The sequence below is a fragment of the Pseudomonas sp. GW460-LB5 genome (assembly GCF_059423245.1).
In genome coordinates, this window is the sequence record NZ_JBWKXT010000047.1 from 13,312 (window position 1) to 38,726 (window position 25,415).

Below are 25,415 nucleotides of genomic sequence, written 5' to 3' on the forward strand. Positions count from 1 at the left end.
TTTGCGTTCTGTTTCACATCCTCCGCGCTGTCAGGAATTATCCCATGCCTTCCCGTGTCCCCTCGCGTCCCGCATTACTGGCGATCTGCTGTTCCGTAACCCTGATGGCGCAGGCTGCCGAACCGATCCAGCTGGAGGCGACCGATGTCAGCGCCGATGCCCTGAAGGCGCGCCCCGACGCATTGCCCGACGAGTTTGCCGGCGGCCAGGTGGCCCGTGGCGGGCGAATGGGCGTGCTGGGTAACCAGGACTACATGGATGTGCCCTTTACCATGACCAGCTATACCGCCAAGGTGATCGAAGACCAGCAGGCGGAAGACATCGGTGACGTCCTGGCCAACGACCCCTCGGTGCGTGAATCATTCGGCTTCGGTAACCAGTCCAAGGTCTTCGTGATCCGGGGGTTGCCGCTGGCCGGCGATGATATTTCCTTCAATGGCCTGTACGGCATCTTGCCGCGGCAGATCATGTCCACCGACGGCGTCGAGCGGGTCGAAGTGTTCAAGGGGCCCAATGCCTTCCTCAATGGCGTGAGCCCGACCGGCACGGGCCTGGGCGGCAACGTCAACCTGCAGCCCAAGCGCGCCGGTGATGAGCCGACCCGCCGCTACACCCAGGACATCAGCGCCGATGGCCGTATTGGCGAGCACCTGGATATCGGCCAACGCTTCGGTGAGGACAACCGTTTCGGCGCGCGCCTGAACCTCAGCCAACGCGAAGGTGAAACTGCCGTGGATGACCAGGACCAGCGCACCAAGCTGTTCACCGCTGGCCTGGACTACCGTGGCGACAACTTCCGCGTGGCGACTGACATCGGCTACCAGAAACAGCGCATCAACCATTTGCGCAATTCCGTGCGCCTGGGCAGTACCACGACCAAGGCCCCGACCGCGCCGGACGCCAGCCACAACTATGGCCAGAGCTGGAGCTACAGCGAGTCGGAAGATACCTTCGGCATGGTCCGTGGCGAATGGGACCTGAGCGACAACTGGACCGCCTACCTCGCCGGCGGCGCCCGGCACACGCGCGAGCAGGGCACCTACGGTACCCCGGTACTGGTCGGCAACAGCGGTGCAGCGACGATGACCCCTTCGGACATCGTGCACGGTGAAGACAACACCAGCTTCAGTACTGGCCTGAATGGGCGCCTGCAGACCGGGCCGATCAGCCACCAGATCGCCTTGGGGGCCAATACCATGTGGACCCAGGCGGAAAACGCCTACACCTTCTATTCGCCGGTCAGCACCAACATCTACGACGGCGTGCAAAAGGCCAAGCCGGGCACTGTCACCAGCACGGGTGGCGAAATGGGTGACCCCGGTGTTACCGGCAAGACCCGCGCGCGGAGCATCGCCATTTCCGACACCATTGGCGTCTTCGATGATCGCCTGTTGCTGACTTACGGCTTGCGACGGCAGCAGCTGCGGGTGGAAAGCTATACTTACGATGGCACGACCTCTCAAGGGCAGGCCAACCTGGCGAATGACGGCAGCCGCAAAGGCGACCCGTATGAGGAGTCGATCACCACACCGGTGTATGGCATCGTGTTCAAGGCCACCGACAGCATTTCCTTGTATGCCAACCGCATCGAAGGCCTGGCTCAGGGGCCAACGGCGCCAGCGAATGTGTCGAATGCCAACGAGATGTTCCCGCCAGGCCGCACCAAGCAGCTTGAGGCTGGTATCAAGTTCGACCGACAGACCTTTGGTGCGAACCTGGGCGTATTCCGTATCGAGAAGCCTTCAGACGGCTATACGTTGAACAATGTCTTCATTCGCGACGGTGAACAGGTCAACAAAGGCCTGGAGTTGAGCCTGTTCGGCGAGCCGGTCCAGGGTCTGCGCCTGATGGCTGGCGGCACGCGCATGACCTCGGAGCAGAAAAAAACTGCCAACGGCAGCAACGATGGCAACCATGCCATTGGCGTGCCGACGTTCCAACTCAATGCCAGCGTCGACTGGGACGTGCCTGGTGTACCTGGGCTGGCGCTGAATGCGAGGATGCTGCGCACCGGTGGCCAGTTCGTCGATGCGGCGAACAACGTCAGTTTGCCGACCTGGAACCGTTTCGATGCCGGTGCCCGTTACAAGTTGAAGGTAGCGGAGAAAGACCTGACCCTGCGGGTGAATGTGGAAAACCTGACAGACAAGAACTACTGGGCCTCGGCTAACGGTGGTTACCTGACCCAGGGCGATCCGCGACTGCTGAAGTTCTCCGGCACCATTGACTTCTGATAATCCGGGCGGTGGTGGTGCGGTGTCGCGTAAATCGAGCGCCGCCCGCGCGGCGCTGGATCTGCAACGTGCAACAAGGAGCGAGGCAAACACGCACCCCTACGAAACTTCAACCTCTAAAAACGCCGCCTCCAACAACTGTCGCGTGTACGGGTGCTGCGGCGCATGGAAGATCGCCTGCGCATCCCCTTGTTCAACCACCTGCCCATGCTTGATCACCATCAACTGGTGGCTCAGCGCCTTGACCACCGCCAGGTCATGGCTGATGAACAGGTAGGTCAGGTTGTACTTCTGCTGCAGACTGCGCAGCAACTCGACCACCTGCCGCTGCACGGTACGGTCCAGCGCTGACGTGGGTTCATCCAGCAGAATCAGTGCTGGTTTCAACACCAGCGCCCGGGCAATGGCGATGCGCTGGCGCTGGCCGCCGGAAAACTCATGGGGGTAGCGGTGGCGTGTGCGGGGGTCCAGGCCTACCTCCTCCAGGGCCGCGATAATCGCTGCTTCCTGTTCCTGCGCGGTGCCAATGCCGTGAATGCGCAGCCCTTCGCCCACAATGTCCGCCACGCACATACGCGGGCTCAGGCTGCCAAACGGATCCTGGAACACCACCTGCATTTCCCGCCGCAGCGGCCGCACGGCCTTCTGGTTCAGCCCTTGCAAGTCCTGCCCATGGAAACGGATGCCTCCCTGGCTGGAAATCAGCCGCAGGATCGCCAGACCGAGCGTTGACTTGCCCGACCCGGACTCCCCGACAATCCCCAGCGTTTGCCCTTGGGGCAAGCTGAAGTTGACCCCGTCCACGGCCTTTACATGGTCAACCGTGCGCCGCAGCAGCCCCTTCTTGATCGGGAACCACACCTTGAGATCATCCACCTCCAGCAGTGGCGCGCCGACCGGGTTGTGGGCCGGCAGCCCGCTGGGCTCAGCATTGATCAGCATCTGTGTGTAGTGGTGCTGTGGCGCGCTGAACAGCGTGGCACATTCGGCTTGCTCGACAATTTTCCCGCGCTGCATCACGCACACGCGGTGGGCGATGCGACGCACCAGGTTCAGGTCATGGCTGATCAGCAGCAGCGCCATGCCCAGGCGCGCCTGCAGTTCCTTGAGCAGGTCGAGAATTTTCAACTGCACGGTCACGTCGAGCGCCGTGGTCGGCTCATCTGCAATCAGCAGTTCAGGCTCGTTGGCCAGTGCCATGGCGATCATCACCCGTTGGCGTTGCCCGCCCGACAGCTCATGGGGCAGGGCCTTCAAGCGCTTGTGCGGCTCGGGAATGCCGACCAGATCCAGTAGCTCCAGGGTGCGAGCGGTCGCTTCCTTGCCGCTCAGGCCCTTGTGCAGCAAAAGGATTTCGTTGATCTGCTTCTCGATGCAGTGCAGCGGGTTGAGCGAGGTCATCGGCTCCTGGAAGATCATCGCGATGCGGTTGCCTCGGATTCGCTGCAAGGTCTTCTCGTTCTGCTGCAGCAGGTCCTTGTCCTGGTAACGGATGCTGCCGCTGGGGTGGCGGGCCAAGGGGTAGGGCAGCAGGCGCAGGATCGAGTGCGCGGTGACCGATTTGCCCGAGCCGCTTTCGCCCACCAGCGCCAGTGTCTCGCCTTTGCGGATATCGAAGCTGATGCCGTCTACCACCCGGTTGATCTGGTCCCCGGTCACGAACTCCACTGCCAGGTCCCGCACTTCGATCAGGTTCTGTTCACTCATGTCACTTCCTCGGGTCGAAGGCATCGCGGGCGGATTCGCCGATGAACACCAGCAGGCTCAGCATCAGCGCCAGCACCGCAAAGGCGCTGATGCCCAGCCATGGCGCTTGCAGGTTGGACTTGCCCTGGGCTACCAGTTCGCCCAGCGATGGCGAACCGGCGGGCAGGCCGAAGCCGAGGAAGTCCAGGGCAGTGAGGGTGCCGATAGCGCCGGTGAGAATGAACGGCATGAAGGTCATGGTCGAGATCATGGCGTTGGGCAGGATATGGCGGTACATGATTGCGCCGTTGCGCATGCCCAGGGCACGGGCGGCGCGCACATATTCCAGGTTGCGCCCGCGCAGGAACTCGGCGCGGACCACATCCACCAGGCTCATCCACGAGAACAGCAGCATGATACCCAGCAGCCACCAGAAGTTAGGCTGCACGAAGCTGGCCAGGATGATCAGCAGGTACAGCACCGGCAGGCCCGACCAGATTTCCAGGAAGCGCTGCCCGGCCAGGTCGACCCAGCCGCCATAGAAGCCCTGCAAGGCGCCGGCGATGACGCCGACGATGGAGCTGGCCACCGTCAAGGTGAGGGCGAACAGTACCGAAATGCGAAAGCCGTAGATTACCCGCGCCAGCACGTCTCGGCCCTGGTCGTCGGTACCCAGCCAGTTATCGGTCGAGGGCGGAGCGGGGGCGGGCACGCGCAGGTCGTAGTTGATGCTTTGATAGCTGAACGGGATTGGCGCCCACAGCACGAAGCTGTCTTTCTTCGCCAGCAGTTCGCGGATGTACGGGCTTTTGTAGTTGGCCTCCAGCGGGAATTCGCCGCCGAAGGTGGTTTCCGGGTAGCGCTTGAACGCCGGGAAGTACCATTCACCGTCGTAACGCACGGCAACGGGCTTGTCATTGGCGATCAGCTCAGCGCCCAGGCTCAGGCCGAACAGGATCAGGAACAGCCACAGCGACCACCAGCCACGGCGGTTTGCCTTGAAACGCTCGAAGCGCCGGCGGTTGAGGGGGGACAAGGCCATGTCAGTGCTCCCGGCTGGCGAAGTCGATGCGTGGATCGACCAGGGTGTAGGTCAGGTCGCCGATCAGTTTCACCACCAGCCCTAACAGGGTGAAGATGAACAGGGTGCCGAAGACCACCGGGTAGTCGCGGTTGATGGCCGCTTCGAAACTCATCAGGCCCAGGCCGTCGAGGCTGAAGATGACCTCGATCAGCAACGACCCGGTGAAGAAGATGCCGATGAACGCCGACGGGAACCCGGCAATCACCAGCAGCATGGCGTTACGGAATACGTGGCCGTACAGCACCCTTGGCCGGCTGAGGCCCTTGGCCTTGGCGGTGACCACATATTGCTTGTTGATCTCGTCGAGGAAGCTGTTTTTGGTCAGCAGGGTCATGGTGGCGAAGTTGCCGATGACCAGTGCGGTGATCGGCAGCACCAGGTGCCAGAAGTAGTCCAGCACCTTGCCGGTGGTGCTCAGTTCGTCGAAGTTGTTGGAGGTGAGGCCACGCAGCGGGAACCAGTCGAAGTAGCTGCCACCGGCGAACAGCACGATCAGCAGGATGGCGAACAGGAACGCCGGGATGGCATAGCCGACGATGATCGCCGAGCTGGTCCACACGTCGAAGTGGCTGCCGTGGCGCACGGCTTTGGCGATGCCCAGCGGGATTGACACCAGGTACATGATCAGCGTGCTCCACAGCCCCAGCGAGATCGACACCGGCATCTTCTCCACGATCAGGTCGATTACCTTGGCATCGCGGAAGAAACTGTCGCCGAAGTCCAGCCGGGCGTAGTTCTTGATCATGATCCACAGGCGCTCGGGCGGCGACTTGTCGAAGCCGTACATGCGCTCGATTTCGGCGATCAGCGCCGGGTCCAGGCCCTGGGCGCCACGGTAGTTGGAGCCGGCCACGGAAACCTCGGCGCCACCACCGGCAATGCGGCTGGTGGCGCCTTCGAAGCCTTCGAGCTTGGCGATCATCTGCTCGACCGGGCCACCGGGGGCGGCCTGGACGATGATGAAGTTGATGATGAGGATACCGAACAGGGTCGGGATGATCAGCAGCAGGCGGCGCAGGATGTAGGCCAGCATCTTAGTTGGCCTCGTCCGCAGGGGCTTCGCTGACCGCCGGGGTTACCCCGGGCTTGATCCACCAGGTGTCGATGCCGATGTCGTATTTGGGCGACACTTTCGGGTGGCCGATGTGGTTCCAGTAGGCCACGCGCCAGGTCTTGATGTGCCAGTTGGGGATCACGTAGTAGCCCCATAGCAACACGCGGTCGAGGGCACGGCAGTGGTCGATCAGGCTCTGGCGGGAGTCGGCGTTGATCAGTTGTTCCACCAACTGGTCGATGGCCGGATCGCGCAGGCCGATGAAGTTGCGGCTGCCGGGGTTGTCGGCGGCGGCACTGGACCAGAACTCGCGCTGTTCGTTACCCGGCGAGTTGGACTGCGGGTAGCCGCCGACGATCATGTCGTAGTCACGTGAACGCAGGCGGGTGATGTACTGGGAAACGTCGACCCGGCGGATGCTCAGGTCAATGCCGAGGTCGGCGAGGTTCCGCTTGAACGGCAGCAGAATGCGTTCGAACTCGGTCTGCGCCAGCAAGAACTCGATGGTTACCGGCTTGCCTTGGGCGTCGACCATCTTGTCATCGACGATTTTCCAGCCGGCGTCCTGCAGCAGCTTGTAGGCCTGGCGCTGCTGCTCGCGGATCATGCCGCTGCCGTCGCTGACCGGGTTCTTGTAAGCCTCGGTGAATACCTGATCGGGGATTTTGCCCCGCAGCGGCTCGAGGATGTTCAGCTCGTTGGGGCCAGGCAAGCCATGGGCGGCCATTTCCGAATTCTCGAAGTAGCTGCCGGTGCGGGTGTAGGCGCCGTTGAACAGCTGCTTGTTGGTCCACTCGTAGTCCAGCAGAAGGCTCAGTGCCTTTCGCACGCGAATGTCCTGGAACACCGGGCGGCGGATGTTGAAGACGAAACCTTGCATGCCGGTGGGGTTGCCATTGGGCAGCTCTTCCTTGATCAGGCGGCCTTCGCGCACGGCGGGCACGTTGTAGGCGGTGGCCCAGTTCTTCGCGCTGACTTCCAGTGCATAGTCGAACGCCCCGGCCTTGAGCGCTTCCAGGGCGACGGTGGTGTCGCGGTAGGAATCGAAGGTCATGATGTCGAAGTTGTAGAAGCCACGGTTGATCGGCAGGTCCTTCGCCCAGTAGTCCTTGACCCGCTCGTAGCGCACCGAGCGGCCGGCCTTGACCTCGGCGACCTTGTACGGGCCGCTGCCCAGGGGGATTTCCAGGTTGCCACGGTTGAAGTCGCGGTTTTCATACCAGTGCTTGGGCAGCACGGGCAGTTGGCCGAGAATCAGCGGCAGCTCGCGGTTGCCCTTGTGCTTGAACCTGAACAGCACCTTCAGCGGGTCTTCGGCGACCACCTCAGCGACGTCGGCGTAGTACTGGCGGTACAGCGGTGCACCGTCCTTGATCAGGGCGTTGAAAGTGAACACCACGTCCTCGGCGCGCATCGGGTGGCCGTCGTGGAAGCGGGCTTCGGGGCGCAGGTAGAAGCGCACCCAGCTGTTGTCCGGGGCTTTCTCGATTTTGCCGGCCACCAAGCCGTATTCGGTGAACGGCTCGTCCTGGCTCTGGCGCATCAGCGTGTCGTAGATGCTGGCGATGTTCTCGGCCGATACGCCTTTGTTGATGAAAGGGTTGAGGCTGTCGAAGCCGCCGAAGCTGGACTGGCGGAAGGTGCCGCCCTTGGGCGCGTCGGGGTTGACGTAGTCGAAGTGCTTGAAGTCGGCAGGGTACTTGGGTGGCTCGTCGTACAGGGTGAGCGCGTGCTGCGGTGCGGCCAGGGTGGGAAGGCTCAGGCAGGCGAGCAACAGGCTGCATGCCAGCCGGCGCAGGCGGTGCGTTGGCGTCATTGGGCTTTCTCCGAAGTCTTGATCCACCAGCTGTTCAGCCCGAGGGTATAGGGCGGCGTGGTGACGAAGGCGAACCGGTTGCGGTAGGCCAGGCGATGGTTGTCGAGGTACCAGTTGGGGATCATGTAGTACTGCCATGAGAGCACGCGGTCCAGGGCGCGGGCGGCGGCGACCTGATCGTCGCGGGTGCGTGCGGCCAGCAGGGTGTCGAGCAGGTGATCGACCACCGGGTCCTTGACCCCAGCATAGTTCTTGCTGCCCTTGGTCGCGGCCTGGCTGGAATGGAAGTACAGCCACTGCTCCAGGCCGGGGCTCAGGGTCTGGTTCAAGGTCATCAGAATCATGTCGAAATCGAACTGGTCCAGACGTTGTTTGTACTGGGCACGGTCCACGGTGCGCAAGCGTGCATCGATGCCGATGCTGGCCAGGTTTTCGACATAAGGTTGCAGGATGCGTTCAAGGTTGGGGTTAACCAGCAGCAGTTCCATGCGCAGTTGCTGGCCCTTGCTGTCGAGCAGGCGCTGGCCGTTCAGCTTCCAGCCAGCCTCGGCAAGCAGGCCCAAGGCCTGGCGCAGGGTCTGGCGGTTGATGCCGCGGCCATCGGTCTGGCTGACCTTGTAGGGTTCGCTGAACAGCTTGGCCGGCAACTGGTCGCGGAACGGCGCCAGCAACAGCCATTCCTTACCGGTAGGCACGCCGCTGGCGGCGAACTCGCTGTTGGGGTAGTAACTGGTCGAGCGGCGGTAGGCGCTGCTGAACAGGGCGCGGTTGGTCCACTCGAAGTCCAGCATCAGGCCCAGCGCCTGGCGTACCCGTGGGTCGCTGAAGGTGGCCCGACGGCTGTTCATGAACAGGCCCTGGGTTTGCGTGGGGATGCGGTGCGGGATCTGCGCCTTGATCACCTCGCCGCGGCGCACGGCCGGGAAGTTGTAGCCGTTGGCCCAGTTCTTCGCCTGGTGCTCGATGTAGATGTCGAATTCGCCAGCCTTGAACGCTTCGAACGCGACCGTGGCGTCGCGGTAGAACTCGTATTCCACGCGCTTGAAGTTGTACTTGCCACGGTTGACCGCGAGGTCCTTGCCCCAATAGTTCTTCACCCGTTCGAACACCAGCCGGCGCCCGGGTTGTACCTGGGTGATGCGGTAGGGGCCGCTGCCCAAGGGTGGCTCGAAGGTAGTGGCTTTGAAGTCGCGCTTTTGCCAGTAGTGCTTGGGCAGCACCGGCATTTCGCCCAGGCGCAGGATCAGCAGCGGGTTGCCGGCGCGCTTGAACACGAAACGGATGCGCAGCGGGCCGAGGATGTCTACCCGCTGCACTTCCTGCAGGTTGGTGCGGTAGATCGGGTGGCCGTCCTTGAGCAACGTGCGGTAGGAAAAGGCCACGTCTGCCGAAGTGATCGGCTGGCCGTCATGCCAGCGGGCTTCCGGGCGCAGGTTGAACACCACCCAGCTGCGGTCCTCGCTGTATTCGACCGAACGGGCGATCAGGCCGTAGCTGGAGGTCGGCTCGTCACCCGACGGGTCGTACTGGCCGGTGCCGACCATCAGCGGCTCGTTCAGCTCGCTGATGCCGTACTGCTGGAAATTGGGCGTGGTGATCGGGCTCGACCCCTTGAAGGTGTAGGGGTTGAGGGTATCGAAGGTGCCAAAAGCCATGGCGCGCAAGGTACCGCCCTTGGGCGCTTGCGGGTTGACCCAGTCGAAATGGGTGAATGTGGCTGGGTACTTGAGCGTGCCGAACTGCGCGTATCCGTGGCTTTCGCTCACCATCGCGGCTACGGGAAAGCTCAAGGCCAGGCTGAGTGACAGCAGGAGGGGACGTATCAAGTCGGCATCCGATCCAGAGGCGTTGGGCTTTGATCGGGTACAGTAACAGCTTGGTGAGATTGGAAAAAGAGCGTCCGAATGGACGCTCCATCTTGATCTCAACCTGGATAACGGGCGATGCCGATCAAGTTGGCGTTATCTTCTGAAGTGAATTGGATTTTGTATTCGGTGCCGTGCTGGTCGGTCAGAACCCAGTACGTGTTCGCAACCCAATTGTCCGGCACATCCCGCTCTTGGCGAAAGCGCAGCGCGTTCATCTGCCCAGGTACCTGATTGACGGTTATGTCGGTGTTGAGCACTTTGTGCGTCAGCTGCTTTCCAGCAGGATATACAAAATGAAGATACGAAATGTGAGAGGAGAAAGTACCCCTCATGAAATGGTCTGAATAGGCTACCAGGATAGGCGCCACGGCCGGCTTCAAGCGCCTATGGTCGCCCCTGTCATGTTGCGCAGATTTGGTGATCTGGTACTGGGGATCGATAAAACGCAAGGTATAGAGGTCGAAGTCGCCATCATCGTTGATCAGGTACTCCGCCCGGGTAAAGCTGAAGACATCATGAATGTTGGCTTCGAAGCGTTGGAGCTGGCTGTTTTGAGACGGTGCCATGGGTGCAGCCTCTTTGATGGAGTGGAGGCTGCAGCTTCAGCTGTTGGAGGTTGCGCGAGGTATTAGCCGATTACCACACCATGGCAGGTGTACCCGGAGCTTCAGATCAATGCGACAAGTAAACGGTCAGTGTCTGCCCGGGCTTCAATGCATGCCCGCTGCGCGGGTTCCAGCGCTTGAGGTGCTGCATCTCAACGTTGAAACGCTTGGCCACCAGGTACAGCGAGTCGCCCTTGCGTACTTTGTACTGGGTAGAGCGCTTGCCGGAAGCAGCAACCCGATTGCCGGCGGCGCTCGGCCCATTGCCACCGCGCAGGGCCAGCACCTGGCCGGCACGCAGGCTGTTGCCGGACAGGCGGTTCCAGCGCTTGATGTCACTGACCGAAACGCGGTTGGCCTTGGCGATGGCGCCCAGGTTGTCGCCACGCTTGACCCGGTAGCTGCGTGCCGCTACCGGCGCCTTGGCTTCGGCCACAGCGCGGGCGAACACGGCCTTGTTTGGTTGCAGGCTGACCAGTTGCTCGGGCTTGAGGTTGGACAGGCTGTCGCTCAGCAACTGCGCTTTGGCGGTTGGTACCAACAGCTGCTGCGGGCCGTCCACGGTCATGCGCTTCTTGAAGGCCGGATTGAGCTGGATCAGCTCGTCTTCGTCGATATTGGCAAAGGCCGCCACCCGCGACAGGTCCAGGCGATCATTGATGGCTACCGCTTCGAAGTAGGGCTCGTTGGCGATCGGGTTCAGGTTGACGCCATAGGCTTCAGGCGTGAGTACCACCTGCGACAAGGCCAGCAGCTTGGGCACATAGTCGCGGGTTTCCTGCGGCAGCGGCAGGTTCCAGTAGTCGGTTGGCAGGCCGAGCCTTTCGTTGCGTTCCATGGCGCGGCTGACCGTGCCTTCGCCGGCGTTGTAAGCGGCCAGGGCCAGCAGCCAGTCGCCGTTGAACATGTCGTGCAGGCGGGTCAGGTAATCCAGTGCTGCGTTGGTCGACGCGGTGATATCGCGGCGGCCATCGTAGAAGTTGGTCTGGCGCAGGTTGAAGTGGCGACCTGTCGCTGGCATGAACTGCCACATGCCGGCAGCGCTGGCACGTGAATAGGCCATCGGGTTGTAGGCGCTCTCGATGGCGGGCAGCAGCGCCAGCTCCAGCGGCATGTCGCGCTCTTCAAGACGCTCGACAATGTAGTGCAGGTAGAGGCTGCCGCGCTCACCGGCGCTTTCGATGAAGGTGGGGTTGCTGGCGAACCACAGGCGCTGCTGCTCGATGCGCGGGTTGACGTCGATGCTGTCCTGCAGGGCGAAGCCCTGGCGCATGCGCTCCCAAACGTCCTGCGGCGTTTTCTCAACCGGCTTGACCAGCAGCGGTGCAGGCTTGTGCTTGATCCGCGCCTGGTAATTGTGCGCGCGAACGCTTTCGGAGTCGTCAAGCTGACGGGTGCTCTGGCAGCCCACCAGGGTGGCGGCCAGCGCCAGCGCACTGATTTGGGCCAGGCGCGTCAAGGCGACTGAATGAGCGGTTCTGCGGCTACGGGAAGACATCGGCTGGGACAGGTATCCGGGCAAAAAATTTCGGCGATTCTAGAAACCGCTCCCGGCCGGGTCAACCGTTGTCAGCGCTTTGCGATATATCTTGAGGTTATCAGAAGGTGTCCTTCCAAGACCTCAAGGCAGCAAAAACAGTGACCTGCGAGTCGTTTGAATGTCCCTTCCATTCGTCTGCTTTTTGTTTAACTAATGTTTCAGAGGTGCGCAGGAAGGGGTTGGTGAGGCGTTCCAGGCCAATCGTTGATGGCAAGGTGATGCGATTGTCGGCGCGCAAACGGGTAACGTCCTCGAACCGCTCAAGAACGTGCAGGTTGGTGGGTTCCACCGCCTTGGCAAAGCGCAGGTTGCTGAGGGTGTATTCGTGGGCGCAGTACACTTCAGTTTGTGGCGGCAGCGCCGCCAGGCGGGCGAGGGCCGGTTGCATCTGTTCGGGTGTACCCTCGAACATTCGCCCGCACCCGGCGGCGAACAGGGTGTCGCCACTGAACAATACTGGCGTCGGCGGCTGATCGCTGAAGAACGCGATATGCCCCAAGGTGTGGCCAGGCACCGCCAGGACCTGAAACGTCACGCCAAGCACCGTCACTGGGTCGCCGTCGTCCAGCGCCAGGTCGCGGCAGGGAATGTGCTCGTTGGCCGGGCCGCAGACCCGTGCGTCGGTCAGTTGCTTGAGCCGTTGCACGCCGCCGACATGGTCGTTGTGGTGGTGGGTAATCAGGATGTCGCTGAGCACCCAGTCTGGGTTGGCCGACAGCCAGCGTTCCACTGGGCCGGCATCTCCGGGGTCGACCACCGCGCAGCGGCGTTTGGCAGTATCCTGTAACAACCAGATGTAGTTGTCGGAGAAAGCGGGGAGAGCATCGATCTGTATCATGGTGCGGATCCGATTCGCCAAGCGTGGCACATGAAGGCATCTTAGCCGCGATGGCGCGGTGGGAGAACCTTCGAGGGAGAGCGCAATGACCGACCAAGCCTTTGCCCAGGCCGACCCGGACTGGGTCAAGCTGATCAGCCTGGCCCGTGAGTGGTTCAATGGCCCGCTCGGCCAGCTGATGCTCAAGGAAGAGGAAAAACTGCTGGAAGAAGAGCTCGGGCGCTTCTTCGGGGGTTACCTCGTGCACTACGGCCCCTGCGCGGAGCCGCCGCCCAGCGCCCCCCAGGTGCAGCGCAACGTGCGCCTTGGGGCGCCGCTACCAGGGGTGGAGATTGCCTGTGAAGAACAGGCCTGGCCATTGAGCGAGCACGCCGCCGATGTGGTGGTGCTGCAACATGGCCTGGATTTCAGCCTGTCGCCTCACGGTTTGCTGCGCGAGGCCGCCAGCGCCGTACGCCCGGGCGGGCACCTGCTGATCGTCGGGATCAACCCGTGGAGCAGTTGGGGCATGCGCCACTTCTTCAGCCATGATGCCCTGCGCAAGGCCCGCTGTATCTCGCCGTCGCGGGTAGGCGACTGGCTCAACCTGCTGGGCTTCGCGCTGGAGAAACGCCGCTTCGGGTGCTATCGTCCGCCGCTTGCCTCACCGGCCTGGCAGCAGCGCCTGGCGGGCTGGGAACGGGTGGCTGGCGGCTGGCAGACCTCTGGTGGCGGGGTGTACCTGCTGGTGGCGCGCAAGATGGTGGTGGGCCTGCGGCCGTTGCGCCCGGAGCGCCGCGAGCCGATGGGCAAGTTGCTGCCGCTGCCGCTGGCCAAGGTGAACCGCACGGCGGCCAACCCTGAAACTGACAAGCACTGAATTCAAGAGTGGTACATGAGCGATAGCGTCGAAATGTTTACCGATGGTGCCTGCAAAGGCAATCCTGGCCCGGGTGGCTGGGGCGTCCTGATGATCTACAAGGGCGTCGAGAAGGAACTGTGGGGCGGCGAACGTGAAACCACCAACAACCGCATGGAACTGATGGCGGCCATCCAGGGGCTGATGTCGCTCAAGCGTGAGTGCGACGTGGTGCTGACCACTGACTCGCAGTACGTGATGAAAGGCATCAACGAGTGGATGGTCAACTGGAAGAAGCGCGGCTGGAAAACCGCAGCCAAAGAGCCGGTGAAAAATGCCGACCTGTGGCAGCAGCTCGATGAACAGGTCAACCGCCACAAGGTGAGCTGGAAGTGGGTGCGCGGCCACATTGGTCACCCCGGGAACGAGCGCGCTGACCAACTGGCCAACCGTGGGGTCGATGAGGTGCGCGCCCAGCGTTGAGCTGGGGTACAATTGCGGCCTTTGTAACTGATGCAAGTTGGAGCGCCCCGCGTGGAGCAGCAGCAAGATAAACGCTTCGTCATTCTCGATACCGAAACCACGGGTATGCCGGTCAGCGAAGGCCACCGCATCATCGAGATTGGCTGTGTCGAGGTCATCGGCCGGCGCCTCACCGGGCGGCACTTCCACGTCTACCTGCAGCCGGACCGCGAGAGTGACGAGGGCGCTATCAACGTCCACGGCATCACCGATACTTTCCTGGTCGGCAAGCCACGCTTTGGCGATGTAGCCGAGGAATTCTTCGAATTCATCCAGGGCGCCACGCTGGTCATCCATAACGCGGCGTTTGACGTTGGCTTCATCAACAACGAATTCGCCTTGCTGGGCCAGCAGCATCGCGCTGACATTTCGCAACATTGCACCATCCTCGACACCCTGTTGCTGGCGCGCTCGCGCCACCCGGGGCAGCGCAACAGCCTCGATGCGCTCTGTAAACGCTACGACATCGACAACTCGGGCCGTGAGTTGCACGGCGCATTGCTCGACTCGGAACTGCTGGCTGACGTCTACCTGGCGATGACCGGTGGCCAGACCAGCCTGTCGCTGGCTGGCCATGGGGCGGATGCCGAAGATGACGGGCAGGGCGCTGGCGGCAGCGAGATCCGCCGCATTGTCGGGCGTACGCCGGGGCGGGTGATCATGGCCAGTACCGAGGAACTGGAGGCGCATGCCGAGCGGCTGGCCGCCGTTGCCAAGTCGGCGGGTGGGCCCTCCATGTGGCAGGTCCTTACCGAGACGCCAACAGGGTAATTTTTTCTGCTTGCCGTGGGTTGTGTGGCGCCTTTGAGATCGAGCGCCGCGCGGGCGGCGCTCGATCTACGCGTCACCTCAACGCTCAAGACCGGCCCGTCAACTACCCTGAAGTGGACGCCATGTCCTTCGGAGGTAGCCACCTGATGTACAAGGACCTCAAGTTCCCGATCCTCATCGTCCACCGCGCCATCAAGGCCGACAGTGTCGCTGGCGAGCGCGTGCGGGGTATCGCCGAGGAACTGCGCCAGGATGGCTTCGCCATTCTCGCCGCCGCTGACCACGCCGAAGCCCGTCTGGTCGCCGCCACTCACCACGGCCTGGCCTGCATGCTGATCGCTGCCGAAGGCGTTGGGGAGAATACCCACCTGCTGCAGAACATGGCCGAACTGATCCGCCTGGCCCGCCTGCGCGCACCCGATCTGCCGATTTTCGCCCTGGGTGAGCAGGTAACCCTGGAAAACGCCCCCGCCGAAGCCATGAGCGAGCTTAACCAGCTGCGTGGCATTCTTTACCTGTTCGAAGACACCGTGCCGTTCCTCGCCCGCCAGGTGGCGCGTGCCGCACATACCTACCTTGACGGCTTGCTGCCGCCGTTTTTCAAAGCCTTGGTGCAGCATACCGCGCAGTCCAACTATTCTTGGCACACCCCGGGCCACGGCGGTGGCGTGGCCTACCACAAAAGCCCGGTGGGCCAGGCGTTTCATCAGTTCTTCGGGGAAAACACCCTGCGCTCGGACCTCTCCGTATCCGTGCCGGAACTCGGCTCGCTGCTCGACCACACCGGCCCCTTGGCCGAGGCTGAAGCCAGGGCGGCGCGTAACTTCGGTGCTGACCACACCTTCTTCGTCATCAATGGTACTTCCACGGCCAACAAGATCGTCTGGCACGCCATGGTCGGCCGTGACGACCTGGTGCTGGTGGACCGCAACTGCCACAAGTCGGTGGTTCACGCAATTATCATGACTGGCGCCGTTCCGCTGTACCTGTGCCCGGAGCGCAACGAGCTGGGTATCATCGGCCCGATCCCGCTCAGCGAATTCAGCCCCGAGGCTATCGAGGCGAAGATCCAGGCCAACCCCCTTGCCCGTGATCGCGGGCGGCGCATCAAGCTGGCGGTGGTGACCAACTCCACCTACGACGGGCTGTGTTACCACGCCGGGATGATAAAGCAGTGCTTGGGTGCGAGTGTAGAGGTGCTGCACTTCGACGAAGCCTGGTTTGCCTATGCGGCGTTTCATGATTTCTTCACCGGGCGCTATGCCATGGGCACGGCCTGCACGGCGGGCAGCCCGCTGGTGTTCAGTACCCATTCCACCCACAAATTGCTGGCCGCGTTCAGCCAGGCCTCGATGATCCATGTGCAGGACGGGGCCAGGCGGCAACTGGACCGAGACCGCTTCAACGAAGCGTTCATGATGCATATCTCGACCTCGCCGCAGTACAGCATCCTTGCCTCGCTGGATGTAGCCTCAAGCATGATGGAAGGGCCGGCGGGGCATTCACTGCTGCAAGAGATGTTCGACGAAGCGTTGAGTTTTCGTCGTGCCCTGGCCAACTTGCGCGAGCACATTGCTGCGGATGACTGGTGGTTCAGTATCTGGCAGCCGCCGGGCACCGAAGGTATCCAGCGCCTGGCCGCGCAGGACTGGTTGCTGCAACCGGGTGCCGAGTGGCATGGCTTTGGCGAAGTGGTGGACGACTACGTGCTGCTCGACCCGCTCAAGGTCACATTGGTAATGCCGGGCCTGAGTGCGGGTGGTGTGCTGGGCGAGCATGGCATCCCGGCGGCGGTGGTCAGCAAATTTCTCTGGGAGCGGGGGCTGGTGGTGGAGAAAACCGGCCTGTACAGCTTCCTGGTGCTGTTTTCCATGGGCATTACCAAAGGCAAGTGGAGCACTTTGCTGACGGAGTTGCTGGAATTCAAACGCCACTATGATGGCAACACAGCCCTGAGCAGTTGTCTGCCGAGCGTGGTGGCAGCTGATGCTTCACGCTACCAGAGGATGGGGTTGCGCGACCTGTGTGACCAGTTGCATGACTGCTACCGCGCCAATGCCACGGCCAAGCAACTGAAGCGGCTGTTCACGCGTTTGCCGGAGGTGGCCGTGAGCCCGGCCCGTGCCTATGACCAGATGGTGCGTGGGGACGTGGAGGCGGTGCCGATCGAGGCGCTGCTGGGGCGTGTGGCAGCGGTGATGCTGGTGCCGTATCCGCCCGGTATTCCATTGATCATGCCGGGCGAGCGGTTCACCGAGGCGACCCGCTCGATACTCGACTACCTGGCCTTCGCCCGGGCATTCAACCAGGGCTTCCCCGGTTTTGTCGCCGACGTGCATGGCCTGCAGAACGAGAGCGGCCGTTACACCGTGGACTGCATCACGGAATGCGAATGATCTCGACGCCGCTGCGCGCCAGTTCGAAGCGGTTTTCACCGAGGTGGTTGACCTTGTCGCCGATGGCCAGGCGGTAAGTGGTGATGGGGGCGCCCAGCGTGCTGCCGTCAAGTTGCAAGGTGGACTCCTGGAACTCGTGCACGGGGTAGATACGGCCTTCGGCGTCACGGGCGTGGAATTGGCCGACCATTACTGCTGCCATTTGGGTGGAAACCTCTGAATTACGTAGAAAATGTCTGAAGGCATAGACCGTGCAACAGCCTCGGAAGTTTTCACCCTGAGGAAAAAAAACCAAAGCGCCGAGCAACGGTCATCTATAACTACAACGTCCCTTTACCCAGCAAAGGTTGGAAATTGCCATGAGCCAGGTGTATTCGGTAGCGGTTGTCGTGGGTAGCTTGCGCAAGGAGTCGTACAACCGCAAGGTCGCCCGCGCACTTTCGGAGCTGGCGCCGTCCAGCCTTGCCCTGAAGATCGTCGAAATTGGCGATTTGCCGTTGTACAACGAGGACGTCGAGGCCGAAGCGCCGCCAGAGGCGTGGAAGCGTTTTCGCGAGGAGATCCGCCGCAGTGATGCGGTGCTGTTCGTTACCCCGGAATACAACCGCTCGGTGCCTGGTTGCCTGAAAAATGCCATCGACGTGGGTTCGCGGCCCTACGGGCAAAGTGCCTGGGGTGGCAAGCCGACGGCGGTGGTGAGTGTATCGCCCGGGGCCATTGGAGGCTTTGGCGCCAACCATGCCGTGCGCCAGTCGCTGGTGTTTCTGGACATGCCATGCATGCAAATGCCCGAGGCCTACATTGGCGGGGCAGCAAGCCTGTTCGAGGACTCGGGCAAGCTCAACGACAAGACCCGGCCATTCTTGCAGGCGTTTGTCGACAAGTTTGCTTCGTGGGTGAAGTTGAACAGGGCGGTTTGATCCGCAATCATCGGGTGAGCGCGGCCTTTGTAGGAGCAGCACAAGGCTGCTCCTGCAGAAACACTGCGCTGCATGTTCTAGCGGAAGCTGTAGGAAACACCGGCGTAAACGCCAAACCCTTCGCCCGGCGTCGAACGGGCGTTGTCCTGGCCGGCATCGTTGTAGGTGGGTGTCACTGTCGCCGCATAGCGCTTGTTGGTCAGGTTGCGCAGGTCCAGCCACGTCTGCCAGTCCTGTTTGGGTGAATTCCAGCCCAGGCGCGCGCCTAGCAAGGCATATGCATCGGCGTGATAGCTGTTGGCATAGTCCACCTGCACTTTCGACGCCATTTGCGTGTTGACCCCGGCGTAGAAGCCGCTCGGCCAGTCATAGCGCAGTTCGGCCTGGTAGTAGTGCATGGGGATGCCGGGCAGGCGGTTGTCGCCAAACTTGTCGTCATCACGGTAGTGGAAGTCGCTGAAGGTGTAGGCTTGGCGTACGCTCAGCTTGCCGGTACCGGCGCGTTCCCACAGGGTGCTGTCGAGGCCGGCTTCCACGCCTTGATGCACGGTGGCGCTGGCGTTGAACTCCGAGGTGAAGTTCGGCACCACTTCCACGGCCAGCAGTTCGTGGCGCACTTGCGAGTAGTACCAGGCAAGGTCCCAGTGGCCAAACGCCGAGTCGCCACGCGCCCCCAGCTCAAGGGTAGTGGCGGTCTGGTTCTGCATCTCGATCGGCTGGATCTGCTTGCCGCCTGTGCTGGGGGCGCTCCAGATCAGCGACCACGGGTGTGGCGGCTCTACCGAGCGGCTGAGATTGCCATACACCTGCAGGTCCGGGCGGATGTCGTAGCGCAACCCCAGGCGCGGTGCAAAGTCCCAGTCATGCATGCTCACCTTGCCGCCTTCGGCCGGGTAGGTCACGTCACTTTCGCGGCGCGTGTAGATCATGGCCAGGCCGGTGGTCAGCCAGAGGTTGGGCACCAGCTCCAGGTCATTACCTGCATGCACAACGGTGTCCGACCCCTGGTAAGTGAAATCGCGGGTACGTGCGCCGAACACATCGCCATTGCGCGCGAACTGCGAGGCTCCGCTGTTGGGCAGGTGCTTGGTGGTGCGCCAGCCGATGGTGGTCTTGCTCTCATGACCGAACAGGGTGTCGCGGCGGAAATAGTTCAGCGTACCGCTGACATCGGTGTAGGCCACTTTCAGGCGCATCGGGCCTTCGCGCAGGTCCATCGGGTAGTCGTGGTAGACCAGGCCGGCTTCCAGGCGCGTATCGTCGTCGAGGTAGAAGGTGGTCTTGTTGCCCACCCAGGTGCTGCCTGGCTGCGGGCGGCTGTCGTCGCGCGCCAGATAGGCGGGGTTGGCCGCGCGGGGGTGGTGCTTGATCTGGTCTTTGGTCAGGCGCCCGGCCAGTTCGTTTTCGGTCTCCCGGTAACGCAGGTAGAAGCGGGTTTCAAGGTTCGGGTTGAAGCGGTAGCCGACATTGGCGGCAATGCCCTTGGCGCTGCCGCTGCTGTGAGCCTGATAACCGTCATATTCCGAATCGGTCAGGGCCACGTAGTAGTCGAGATTGCCCAGCACTTGACCTGAGCTGATGTGCCGGTGCTGGTAACCGCGGCTGCCGACTTCGTAGCGCACCTGTAGCGGGGCGGCGTCGTAGCCGGTGTGGGTGACATAGTTGATCGCACCGCCCAGCGCAAGGGCTCCCTGGTCGAAACCGTTGGCGCCGCGCAGCACTTCGGCACGGCTCAGCCACAGCGGCTCGAACAGCTCGTAGGGGGTACCGCCCGGGCCCGTCAGGGGCAGGCCGTCGAACATCGTGTAAACCCCGGAGCCGTGGGCCCCCGGAGCGCGGTTGATGCCCGAGCCGCGGATCGACAGTTTGATGCCATCGTTGCCCGCCGATTGGGCAAAAACGCCGGGCTGGTAGGCCAGCACATCCTGGTTGCTGGCAACCCGGCCTTGCCCTGCGCGTTGCATGTCTACCAGATTACTGGCGCCTGGCACCTCGCGCAGGCGTTCGCTGGCAGCTGACAGGTCGTTCTGCTCCTCATCGGTGATCAGCACCTGGCCTAATTCGACCGAGGTTGCTGCCAGGGCCGGCTGGGTGGCAGCAAAGGCAGCCAGCAGGCCAAGGCAGTGCGATGGGGGGAAAACGGAACGCATTGTACGACTCCAGGCGAAAAACGGATGGATAACGGCGTTGAGACGAGCGAAATGCCGCTTGGAGCACGCAGGAACTCAGCAAATTTCGTGAAGCCTTCATCAGATGGTTTTGTACGAAAGTTCTTTACAAGCCGCATCGGTGGAGAGGGGTGGCGTGCGCTTCGTAAGGTGGCTGCAAATTGGCAGCGATGCCTCGCTCAACCAGCTGCGGAGTTCAAACATGACTGACAATGCCCGACATTTGCTGCAACACCCCGCTGACGCTCCGGTTCGCTTGACGCCACGTGAACAGCAGGTGCTGTTGTGGTGTGCCTATGGCAAAAGTTCCTGGGAGATAGGCCAGATCCTGGCGTGCAAGGAGTCGACCGTGAACTTTCATGTGTCCAACATCCTGCGCAAGTTCGATGTGCCTACACGGGTGGCGGCAGTGATCAAAGCGATCCGCTACGGCATGCTGGCCGGGCAGTGAGGGGGTGATGCATGGATAACGATCCTCGGCTGCCGCGCTTTGCCGATAGCCACGACCCGTTCTGGCCGCGGGTGGACCTGGGCAGGCTGCGTGAGCGCCTGCAACTGCAAGCGCCTGTCAGTGAGGTTGCACTTGAAGTAGCTGCCCGCTGTGCGGCCATCGACGCGGCACGCGAATTCGCTCGCTGGCGGGCAGTATTGCGAGAGCGCGGCTACAAGCGCCTCGAAGATGTCGCCGGGCATGACCATGGGCGTGCCTTGCGGGTGTGCTACATCCGGTTCGTCGAAGCGGCGGTCATGTACAGCCTGCGTTCGACGGCCTGCCTTTCTGTGCCGCGACGAGGGCAGTCCCATGCCTGAGCAATCTGTGCTGGATAACCTGGCATCGGCCTTCTTGGCGCTGCTCGGTGTGGATGGCAATGTACTGTTCGCTGCGCTGCTGGGGGCATTGCTGGTCAGTGCGGCGCGCGATCGGTTGATTACCAATACAGCCAGGCGCCTGACGCTGAGCAAGAAATTGCTGTTGATATTCATCACCGTGGGTGTGGGCCATTTATTCGAACCACTGGTTTCGTCACTGGTGCCACTGTTGACCCGTGGCATGGCGGCATTCGTGGCTGCCGTGGTGGTGATCCCCATCAGCCTCAAGGTCATGGTGCTGGTGGACACGCTTGACCCGCGTGAGCTGATCCAGCGCTGGCGCCGGCGGGGTTAGCCACCAAGCTCACTCAACTGCCGCTCCAGTTGCTGGATACGCTGCTTGTCCTTGATGAACAGCAGGATGGCCTGGCGATCACTGGGCGATAGCGTACGCAGGCGCTCAAGCATGTCGCATTCCCAGCCTGCTTCATGAGGGCCTGCGGGGTGCTGATCGGCCTGGCCCAGCAACAGCCAGTCCAGTGAGCAGTCATACTGCCTGGCGATATCTATGCAAAGTGAGTATGGAATGCTGTCGCGCGTCTTCCAGCTGCTCAGCGTTTGTGGGCTCACCGAAAGTGCCCGGGACAGCTCGGCATCGGACTCTGAGCCGGTCAGCAGTTTAAGGCGCGTGAGCACAGCAGCAAGTACGTGAGTACTCATAACAAATATCCATGACTGGTTTAATGATATTCCATGGGCTTAAACTACTCGTTATGAATACAGCCCTGCGTTTTAAGGAGCACTTCTGCAATGAGAACCACCCAATTGAAGAATACACCCACAGTTGCAGCCAATACTTACACACAGGCTGGCTTGGGCAATGCTAGCAGGTACTTGCCGTGAGTACTTACAAGCTGGTTTGCCCGCATTGCCACAGCCGGATGCGCATACGTACTAGCGAGGGGCGCCATATTTTCCTGCGTATCGCTTATTTGCAATGCACCACCGAGGCGTGTGGCTGGTCAGTACGTGCCGAATTCGAAATGACCCATGAACTGTCCCCTAGCGGGATGCCCAATCCGGAAGTGTACCTGCCTTCGGCCAATGGTGATTTGCGCCAGGCCGCCCTGCCTGGAGCAGGCCAGCCCAGCCGGGTTGAGTGAGGCGTCACTGGGGGCAGGCCAAAAATACGCCGATAAAAAAACACCCCGCATAGGCGGGGTGTTTTGTGTTGCCGGGGCAATCAGCCTATCAGTTGCAGGCCGGCTTGCTGGACCAGCTCCAGCAGCGGTTGCGGGTAGACGCCGAGTACGAAGGCAAGAATGGCGATGGCCAGCAGCATGACGCCACCGGTGCGCTGTTCCCACTTCAGCGGGGCGTCATGGCGACGCAGGTTCGGCTCGACCAGGTACAGGGTGACCATGACGCGCAGGTAGTAGTAAACGCCGATGGCGCTACCGATCACCAGGGCACCGACCAGCCACCACAGGTGCGACTCTACGCCAGTGGCGATGATGTAGAACTTGCCGATGAAGCCAGCGGTCAGCGGGATGCCCGCCAGCGACAGCATCATCACGGTCAGTACGGCCGTCAGGTACGGACGGCGCCAGAACAGGCCGCGGTACTCATACAGTGCATCGGCGTCACGGCCGCCGTAAGGCGAGGACATCAGGGTGATGACACCGAAGGCACCCAGGCTGGTGATCACGTAGGTGACCAGATAAACGCCCATGGCTTCCAGGGCCAGGCCCTTGCTGGCAACCAGGGCAATGACCAGGTAGCCGAAGTGGGCGATGGACGAGTAACCCAGCAGGCGCTTGAGGTTGCTCTGGGTCAGCGCCAGCAGGTTGCCAATAAGGATCGAGGCCACGGCAATCACCGCCAGTACGGTGCTCAGCGCGCCGCTGCTGGCAGCAGGGGAGAGCATGAACAGGCGCACGACCACAGCGAACACCGCGACCTTGCTGGCGGTGGCCAGGAACGCGGCGACCGGCGCCGGGGCGCCTTCGTACACGTCCGGGGTCCACAGGTGGAACGGTACCAGCGACAGCTTGAAGGCCAGGCCGACCAGCATCATGCCCAGGCCCAGTTGGGCCACCAGGCTTGGCATGCTGGTGGTCGCCAGGGCTTTGCCGATCTGGTCAAAGCTCAGGCTACCTGCATCCGCGTACAGCAGGGCCATGCCGAACAGCAGGAAAGCCGAGCCTGCAGCCGACAGCACCATGTACTTGATGCCGGCTTCCAGTGAACGCTTGTTGAAGAACGCATACGCCACCAGGCCGTAGACCGGTACCGACAGCAGCTCCAGGCCAATGAACAGGCCGGCCAGGTGGTTGGCGCTGACCAGTACCAGGCCACCGAGTGCCGACATCAGCAGCAGCAGGTACAGTTCTTCACGGTTGCCCGGGAAGCCCTTGGAGCCTTCGCCAAGGTAGGCGTGGGCCAAGGTGACGCACGCCAGCGTCGCCACCAGGATGATCGCCATGTACAGGCAGGCGAACTTGTCGATGGTGATCAGCGCGGTGACGGCCAGCGGCGCTACCTTCAGCGCCGGCAGGATCGACAGCAGGGCCAGGTTCAGGCCCACGGTGGACAGCAGGAAGGTCTGCGAGTGGTTGCGCTTCCAGGCGATCGCCAGCATCACCACCACCGTGGTGATGGTGGTGATCAGCATCGGCGCCAATGCGATGAAGTGTTGAGTGGTGAATTCCATAGCGCTCTTACCGGGCCGAAGCGAGTTGAGTGAAAGCGGAACCGAGCCACTGCTGCACACCACTCATGGTGGCGGCAGAGGTGTCGAGGAACGGCTGCGGATACACGCCCAGCAGAATCAGCAGTCCCGCCAGGCCCAGCACCATGATCAGCTCGCGACCATCCATGCCAGCCAGCACGGTGTCGGCCTTGGCCGGGCCGAAGTAGGCGCGGTGGATCATGATCAGCGAGTAGACCGAACCGAATACCAGGCCGGTGGTGGCGATCACGGTGATCCATGGTACATGCGCGAAGCTGCCGATCAGGATCAGGAACTCGCCGACGAAGTTGCCGGTACCTGGCAGGCCCAGGGAGGCAGCGGCGAAGAACAGGCTGATCGCCGGGAGGTAGGCGATGCGGTGCCACAGGCCACCCATCTGACGCATGTCACGGGTGTGCAGGCGCTCGTACAGCTGGCCGGACAGGATGAACAGCGCCGCAGCCGACAGGCCGTGGGCCAGCATCTGGATCACCGCGCCTTGCAGGGCCTGCTGGCTGCCGGAGTAGATGCCGATCAGCACGAAGCCCATGTGCGAGACGCTGGAGAAGGCGATCAGGCGCTTGATGTCGGTTTGCGCAAAGGCCAGGAAGGCACCGTAGAAGATACCGATCAGGCCCAGGGTCATGGCGATGGGCGCGAACTCGGCCGAGGCGTTCGGGAACAGCGGCAGGGCGAAGCGCAGCAGGCCGTAGGCCGCGGTCTTCAGCAAGATACCCGCCAGGTCCACGGAACCTGCGGTCGGTGCCTGGGCGTGGGCATCAGGCAGCCAGGAGTGGAACGGTACCACTGGCAGCTTCACCGCGAAGGCGATGAAGAAGCCCAGCATCAGCAGGTACTCGACACCGGCTGGCAGCTCGGCTTTGAGCAGGTCGCTGTAGTTGAAGGTGAGCACGCCGGTGGTGTTGTAGTTGACCAGCACCAGGCCCAGGATCGCCACCAGCATGATCAGGCCGCTGGCCTGGGTGAAGATGAAGAACTTGGTCGCCGCGTAGATCCGGGTCTTCTTGCCGTCTGCCGAGCTATGACCCCAGAGCGCGATGAGGAAGTACATCGGCACCAGCATCATTTCCCAGAAGAAGAAGAACAGGAACAGGTCCAGGGCCAGGAACACACCGACCACGCCGCCGAGAATCCACATCAGGTTGAGGTGGAAGAAGCCGACGTGGCGCTGGATCTCTTTCCAGGAGCACAGTACCGACAGCACACCGAGCAGGCCGGTGAGCAGGATCATCAGCAGCGACAGGCCGTCGAGGGCCAGGTGGATGCTGATGCCGAAGCGCTGGATCCACTGGAGTTTGTATTCCAGGGCCCAGGCAGGTTCGGCGCCCGGAGCGGGGGCGAGGGTGTAGTCGCCGGTCGCCCACAGCCACAGGCCGATGCCGAGCAGCAGGGACATGGTCAGCAGCGCGATCCAGCGCGGCAAGGTGGCGCCGAAGCGCTCACCCAGCCAGCACAGGAAGCCGCCGATGAAGGGGATCAGGATCAGCCAAGGCAAAATCATGACGGGTTGGTT

At 62.2% G+C, this 25,415-nt stretch carries 23 protein-coding genes; 10 read left to right on the forward strand and 13 right to left on the reverse strand.

Annotated elements, in window-relative coordinates; translation table 11 throughout:
- Positions 1 to 44 precede the first annotated feature (44 nt).
- Complete coding sequence (locus AC07XM_RS23390; protein WP_031311971.1) at positions 45 to 2,234, forward strand: TonB-dependent receptor; 2,190 nt, start codon at positions 45 to 47, stop codon at positions 2,232 to 2,234.
- 99 nt (positions 2,235 to 2,333) lie between these two features.
- On the opposite strand, the gene AC07XM_RS23395 is transcribed toward AC07XM_RS23390, so the two are convergent.
- From AC07XM_RS23395 to gloB, 8 genes are all read right to left on the reverse strand, one after another.
- Positions 2,334 to 3,941: an ABC transporter ATP-binding protein gene (locus tag AC07XM_RS23395; RefSeq protein WP_102689787.1), complete on the reverse strand. Its 1,608-nt coding sequence runs from the start codon at positions 3,939 to 3,941 to the stop codon at positions 2,334 to 2,336.
- A 1-nt stretch (position 3,942) separates the two neighbouring features.
- Entirely contained in the window at positions 3,943 to 4,962 is a 1,020-nt protein-coding gene (locus AC07XM_RS23400) for an ABC transporter permease (protein ID WP_016488246.1), read from the reverse strand.
- A 1-nt stretch (position 4,963) separates the two neighbouring features.
- Positions 4,964 to 6,037 carry a microcin C ABC transporter permease YejB gene (locus AC07XM_RS23405; protein WP_016488245.1) on the reverse strand — a complete coding sequence of 358 codons (1,074 nt, stop codon included), beginning with the start codon at positions 6,035 to 6,037 and terminating at the stop codon, positions 4,964 to 4,966.
- A gap of 1 nt (position 6,038) precedes the next feature.
- Positions 6,039 to 7,874 (reverse strand): extracellular solute-binding protein, encoded by a 1,836-nt coding sequence (locus tag AC07XM_RS23410; RefSeq protein WP_102689786.1) that lies wholly within the window; start codon positions 7,872 to 7,874, stop codon positions 6,039 to 6,041.
- The gene (locus tag AC07XM_RS23415) at positions 7,871 to 9,700 is read right to left on the reverse strand and encodes an extracellular solute-binding protein (RefSeq protein ID WP_207268618.1); all 1,830 of its coding nucleotides are present in this window, start codon (positions 9,698 to 9,700) and stop codon (positions 7,871 to 7,873) included. The genes AC07XM_RS23410 and AC07XM_RS23415 overlap by 4 nt, the downstream gene beginning before the upstream one ends.
- 98 nt (positions 9,701 to 9,798) lie before the next feature.
- The gene (locus tag AC07XM_RS23420) at positions 9,799 to 10,308 is read right to left on the reverse strand and encodes a hypothetical protein (RefSeq protein ID WP_016488242.1); all 510 of its coding nucleotides are present in this window, start codon (positions 10,306 to 10,308) and stop codon (positions 9,799 to 9,801) included.
- Between the two features lie 106 nt (positions 10,309 to 10,414).
- The gene (locus AC07XM_RS23425; protein WP_016488241.1) at positions 10,415 to 11,845 is read right to left on the reverse strand and encodes a lytic transglycosylase domain-containing protein; all 1,431 of its coding nucleotides are present in this window, start codon (positions 11,843 to 11,845) and stop codon (positions 10,415 to 10,417) included.
- 100 nt (positions 11,846 to 11,945) lie between these two features.
- Positions 11,946 to 12,725, reverse strand: coding sequence for a hydroxyacylglutathione hydrolase (gene gloB / locus AC07XM_RS23430; protein WP_023047866.1), 780 nt, complete (start codon positions 12,723 to 12,725; stop codon positions 11,946 to 11,948).
- An 85-nt stretch (positions 12,726 to 12,810) separates the two neighbouring features.
- Here gloB and AC07XM_RS23435 point away from each other — a divergent pair, with 85 nt between their 5' ends.
- The 4 genes from AC07XM_RS23435 to AC07XM_RS23450 all read left to right on the forward strand — a co-directional run bounded on the left by AC07XM_RS23435 (position 12,811) and on the right by AC07XM_RS23450 (position 17,252).
- A complete protein-coding gene (locus AC07XM_RS23435; RefSeq protein WP_016488239.1) occupies positions 12,811 to 13,584 on the forward strand; it encodes a class I SAM-dependent methyltransferase in 774 nt (257 codons plus the stop codon).
- Between the two features lie 15 nt (positions 13,585 to 13,599).
- On the forward strand, positions 13,600 to 14,046 hold the full coding sequence (gene rnhA, locus AC07XM_RS23440; RefSeq protein WP_016488238.1) for a ribonuclease HI: 447 nt from the start codon (positions 13,600 to 13,602) through the stop codon (positions 14,044 to 14,046).
- Positions 14,047 to 14,097: 51 nt separating this feature from the next.
- Complete coding sequence (gene dnaQ / locus AC07XM_RS23445; RefSeq protein ID WP_016488237.1) at positions 14,098 to 14,856, forward strand: DNA polymerase III subunit epsilon; 759 nt, start codon at positions 14,098 to 14,100, stop codon at positions 14,854 to 14,856.
- 146 nt (positions 14,857 to 15,002) lie between these two features.
- Entirely contained in the window at positions 15,003 to 17,252 is a 2,250-nt protein-coding gene (locus AC07XM_RS23450) for an Orn/Lys/Arg family decarboxylase (RefSeq protein ID WP_023047507.1), read from the forward strand.
- Here the strand turns inward: AC07XM_RS23450 and AC07XM_RS23455 are convergent.
- Entirely contained in the window at positions 17,236 to 17,454 is a 219-nt protein-coding gene (locus AC07XM_RS23455) for a hypothetical protein (protein ID WP_016488235.1), read from the reverse strand. The two genes, AC07XM_RS23450 and AC07XM_RS23455, sit on opposite strands and share 17 nt — an antisense overlap.
- A gap of 157 nt (positions 17,455 to 17,611) precedes the next feature.
- Here AC07XM_RS23455 and chrR point away from each other — a divergent pair, with 157 nt between their 5' ends.
- Complete coding sequence (gene chrR, locus AC07XM_RS23460) at positions 17,612 to 18,172, forward strand: class I chromate reductase ChrR (protein WP_023047506.1); 561 nt, start codon at positions 17,612 to 17,614, stop codon at positions 18,170 to 18,172.
- A gap of 77 nt (positions 18,173 to 18,249) precedes the next feature.
- Here the strand turns inward: chrR and AC07XM_RS23465 are convergent, their stop codons facing one another.
- Positions 18,250 to 20,322 (reverse strand): TonB-dependent receptor family protein, encoded by a 2,073-nt coding sequence (locus tag AC07XM_RS23465; protein ID WP_016488233.1) that lies wholly within the window; start codon positions 20,320 to 20,322, stop codon positions 18,250 to 18,252.
- Positions 20,323 to 20,542: 220 nt separating this feature from the next.
- On the opposite strand from AC07XM_RS23465, the gene AC07XM_RS23470 reads away from it, so the two are divergent.
- Genes AC07XM_RS23470 through AC07XM_RS23480 form a run of 3 tightly spaced genes read left to right on the forward strand, consistent with a single transcriptional unit; the run spans position 20,543 to position 21,505 of the window.
- The gene (locus AC07XM_RS23470; protein ID WP_024717878.1) at positions 20,543 to 20,791 is read left to right on the forward strand and encodes a helix-turn-helix domain-containing protein; all 249 of its coding nucleotides are present in this window, start codon (positions 20,543 to 20,545) and stop codon (positions 20,789 to 20,791) included.
- Positions 20,792 to 20,802: 11 nt separating this feature from the next.
- Positions 20,803 to 21,150 (forward strand): head completion/stabilization protein, encoded by a 348-nt coding sequence (locus tag AC07XM_RS23475; RefSeq protein WP_016488231.1) that lies wholly within the window; start codon positions 20,803 to 20,805, stop codon positions 21,148 to 21,150.
- On the forward strand, positions 21,143 to 21,505 hold the full coding sequence (locus tag AC07XM_RS23480) for a hypothetical protein (RefSeq protein ID WP_102689785.1): 363 nt from the start codon (positions 21,143 to 21,145) through the stop codon (positions 21,503 to 21,505). The genes AC07XM_RS23475 and AC07XM_RS23480 overlap by 8 nt, the downstream gene beginning before the upstream one ends.
- On the opposite strand, the gene AC07XM_RS23485 is transcribed toward AC07XM_RS23480, so the two are convergent.
- Positions 21,502 to 21,870, reverse strand: coding sequence for a helix-turn-helix domain-containing protein (locus tag AC07XM_RS23485; RefSeq protein ID WP_102689784.1), 369 nt, complete (start codon positions 21,868 to 21,870; stop codon positions 21,502 to 21,504). The genes AC07XM_RS23480 and AC07XM_RS23485 overlap by 4 nt on opposite strands.
- Before the next feature lie 179 nt (positions 21,871 to 22,049).
- On the opposite strand from AC07XM_RS23485, the gene AC07XM_RS23490 reads away from it, so the two are divergent.
- Positions 22,050 to 22,313, forward strand: coding sequence for an Ogr/Delta-like zinc finger protein (locus AC07XM_RS23490; RefSeq protein WP_016488228.1), 264 nt, complete (start codon positions 22,050 to 22,052; stop codon positions 22,311 to 22,313).
- Between the two features lie 80 nt (positions 22,314 to 22,393).
- Here AC07XM_RS23490 and nuoN read toward each other — a convergent pair whose 3' ends face one another.
- Positions 22,394 to 23,863: an NADH-quinone oxidoreductase subunit NuoN gene (gene nuoN / locus AC07XM_RS23495; protein WP_016488227.1), complete on the reverse strand. Its 1,470-nt coding sequence runs from the start codon at positions 23,861 to 23,863 to the stop codon at positions 22,394 to 22,396.
- A 7-nt stretch (positions 23,864 to 23,870) separates the two neighbouring features.
- Positions 23,871 to 25,403, reverse strand: coding sequence for an NADH-quinone oxidoreductase subunit M (gene nuoM / locus AC07XM_RS23500; protein ID WP_016488226.1), 1,533 nt, complete (start codon positions 25,401 to 25,403; stop codon positions 23,871 to 23,873).
- Between the last annotated feature and the right edge of the window lie 12 nt (positions 25,404 to 25,415).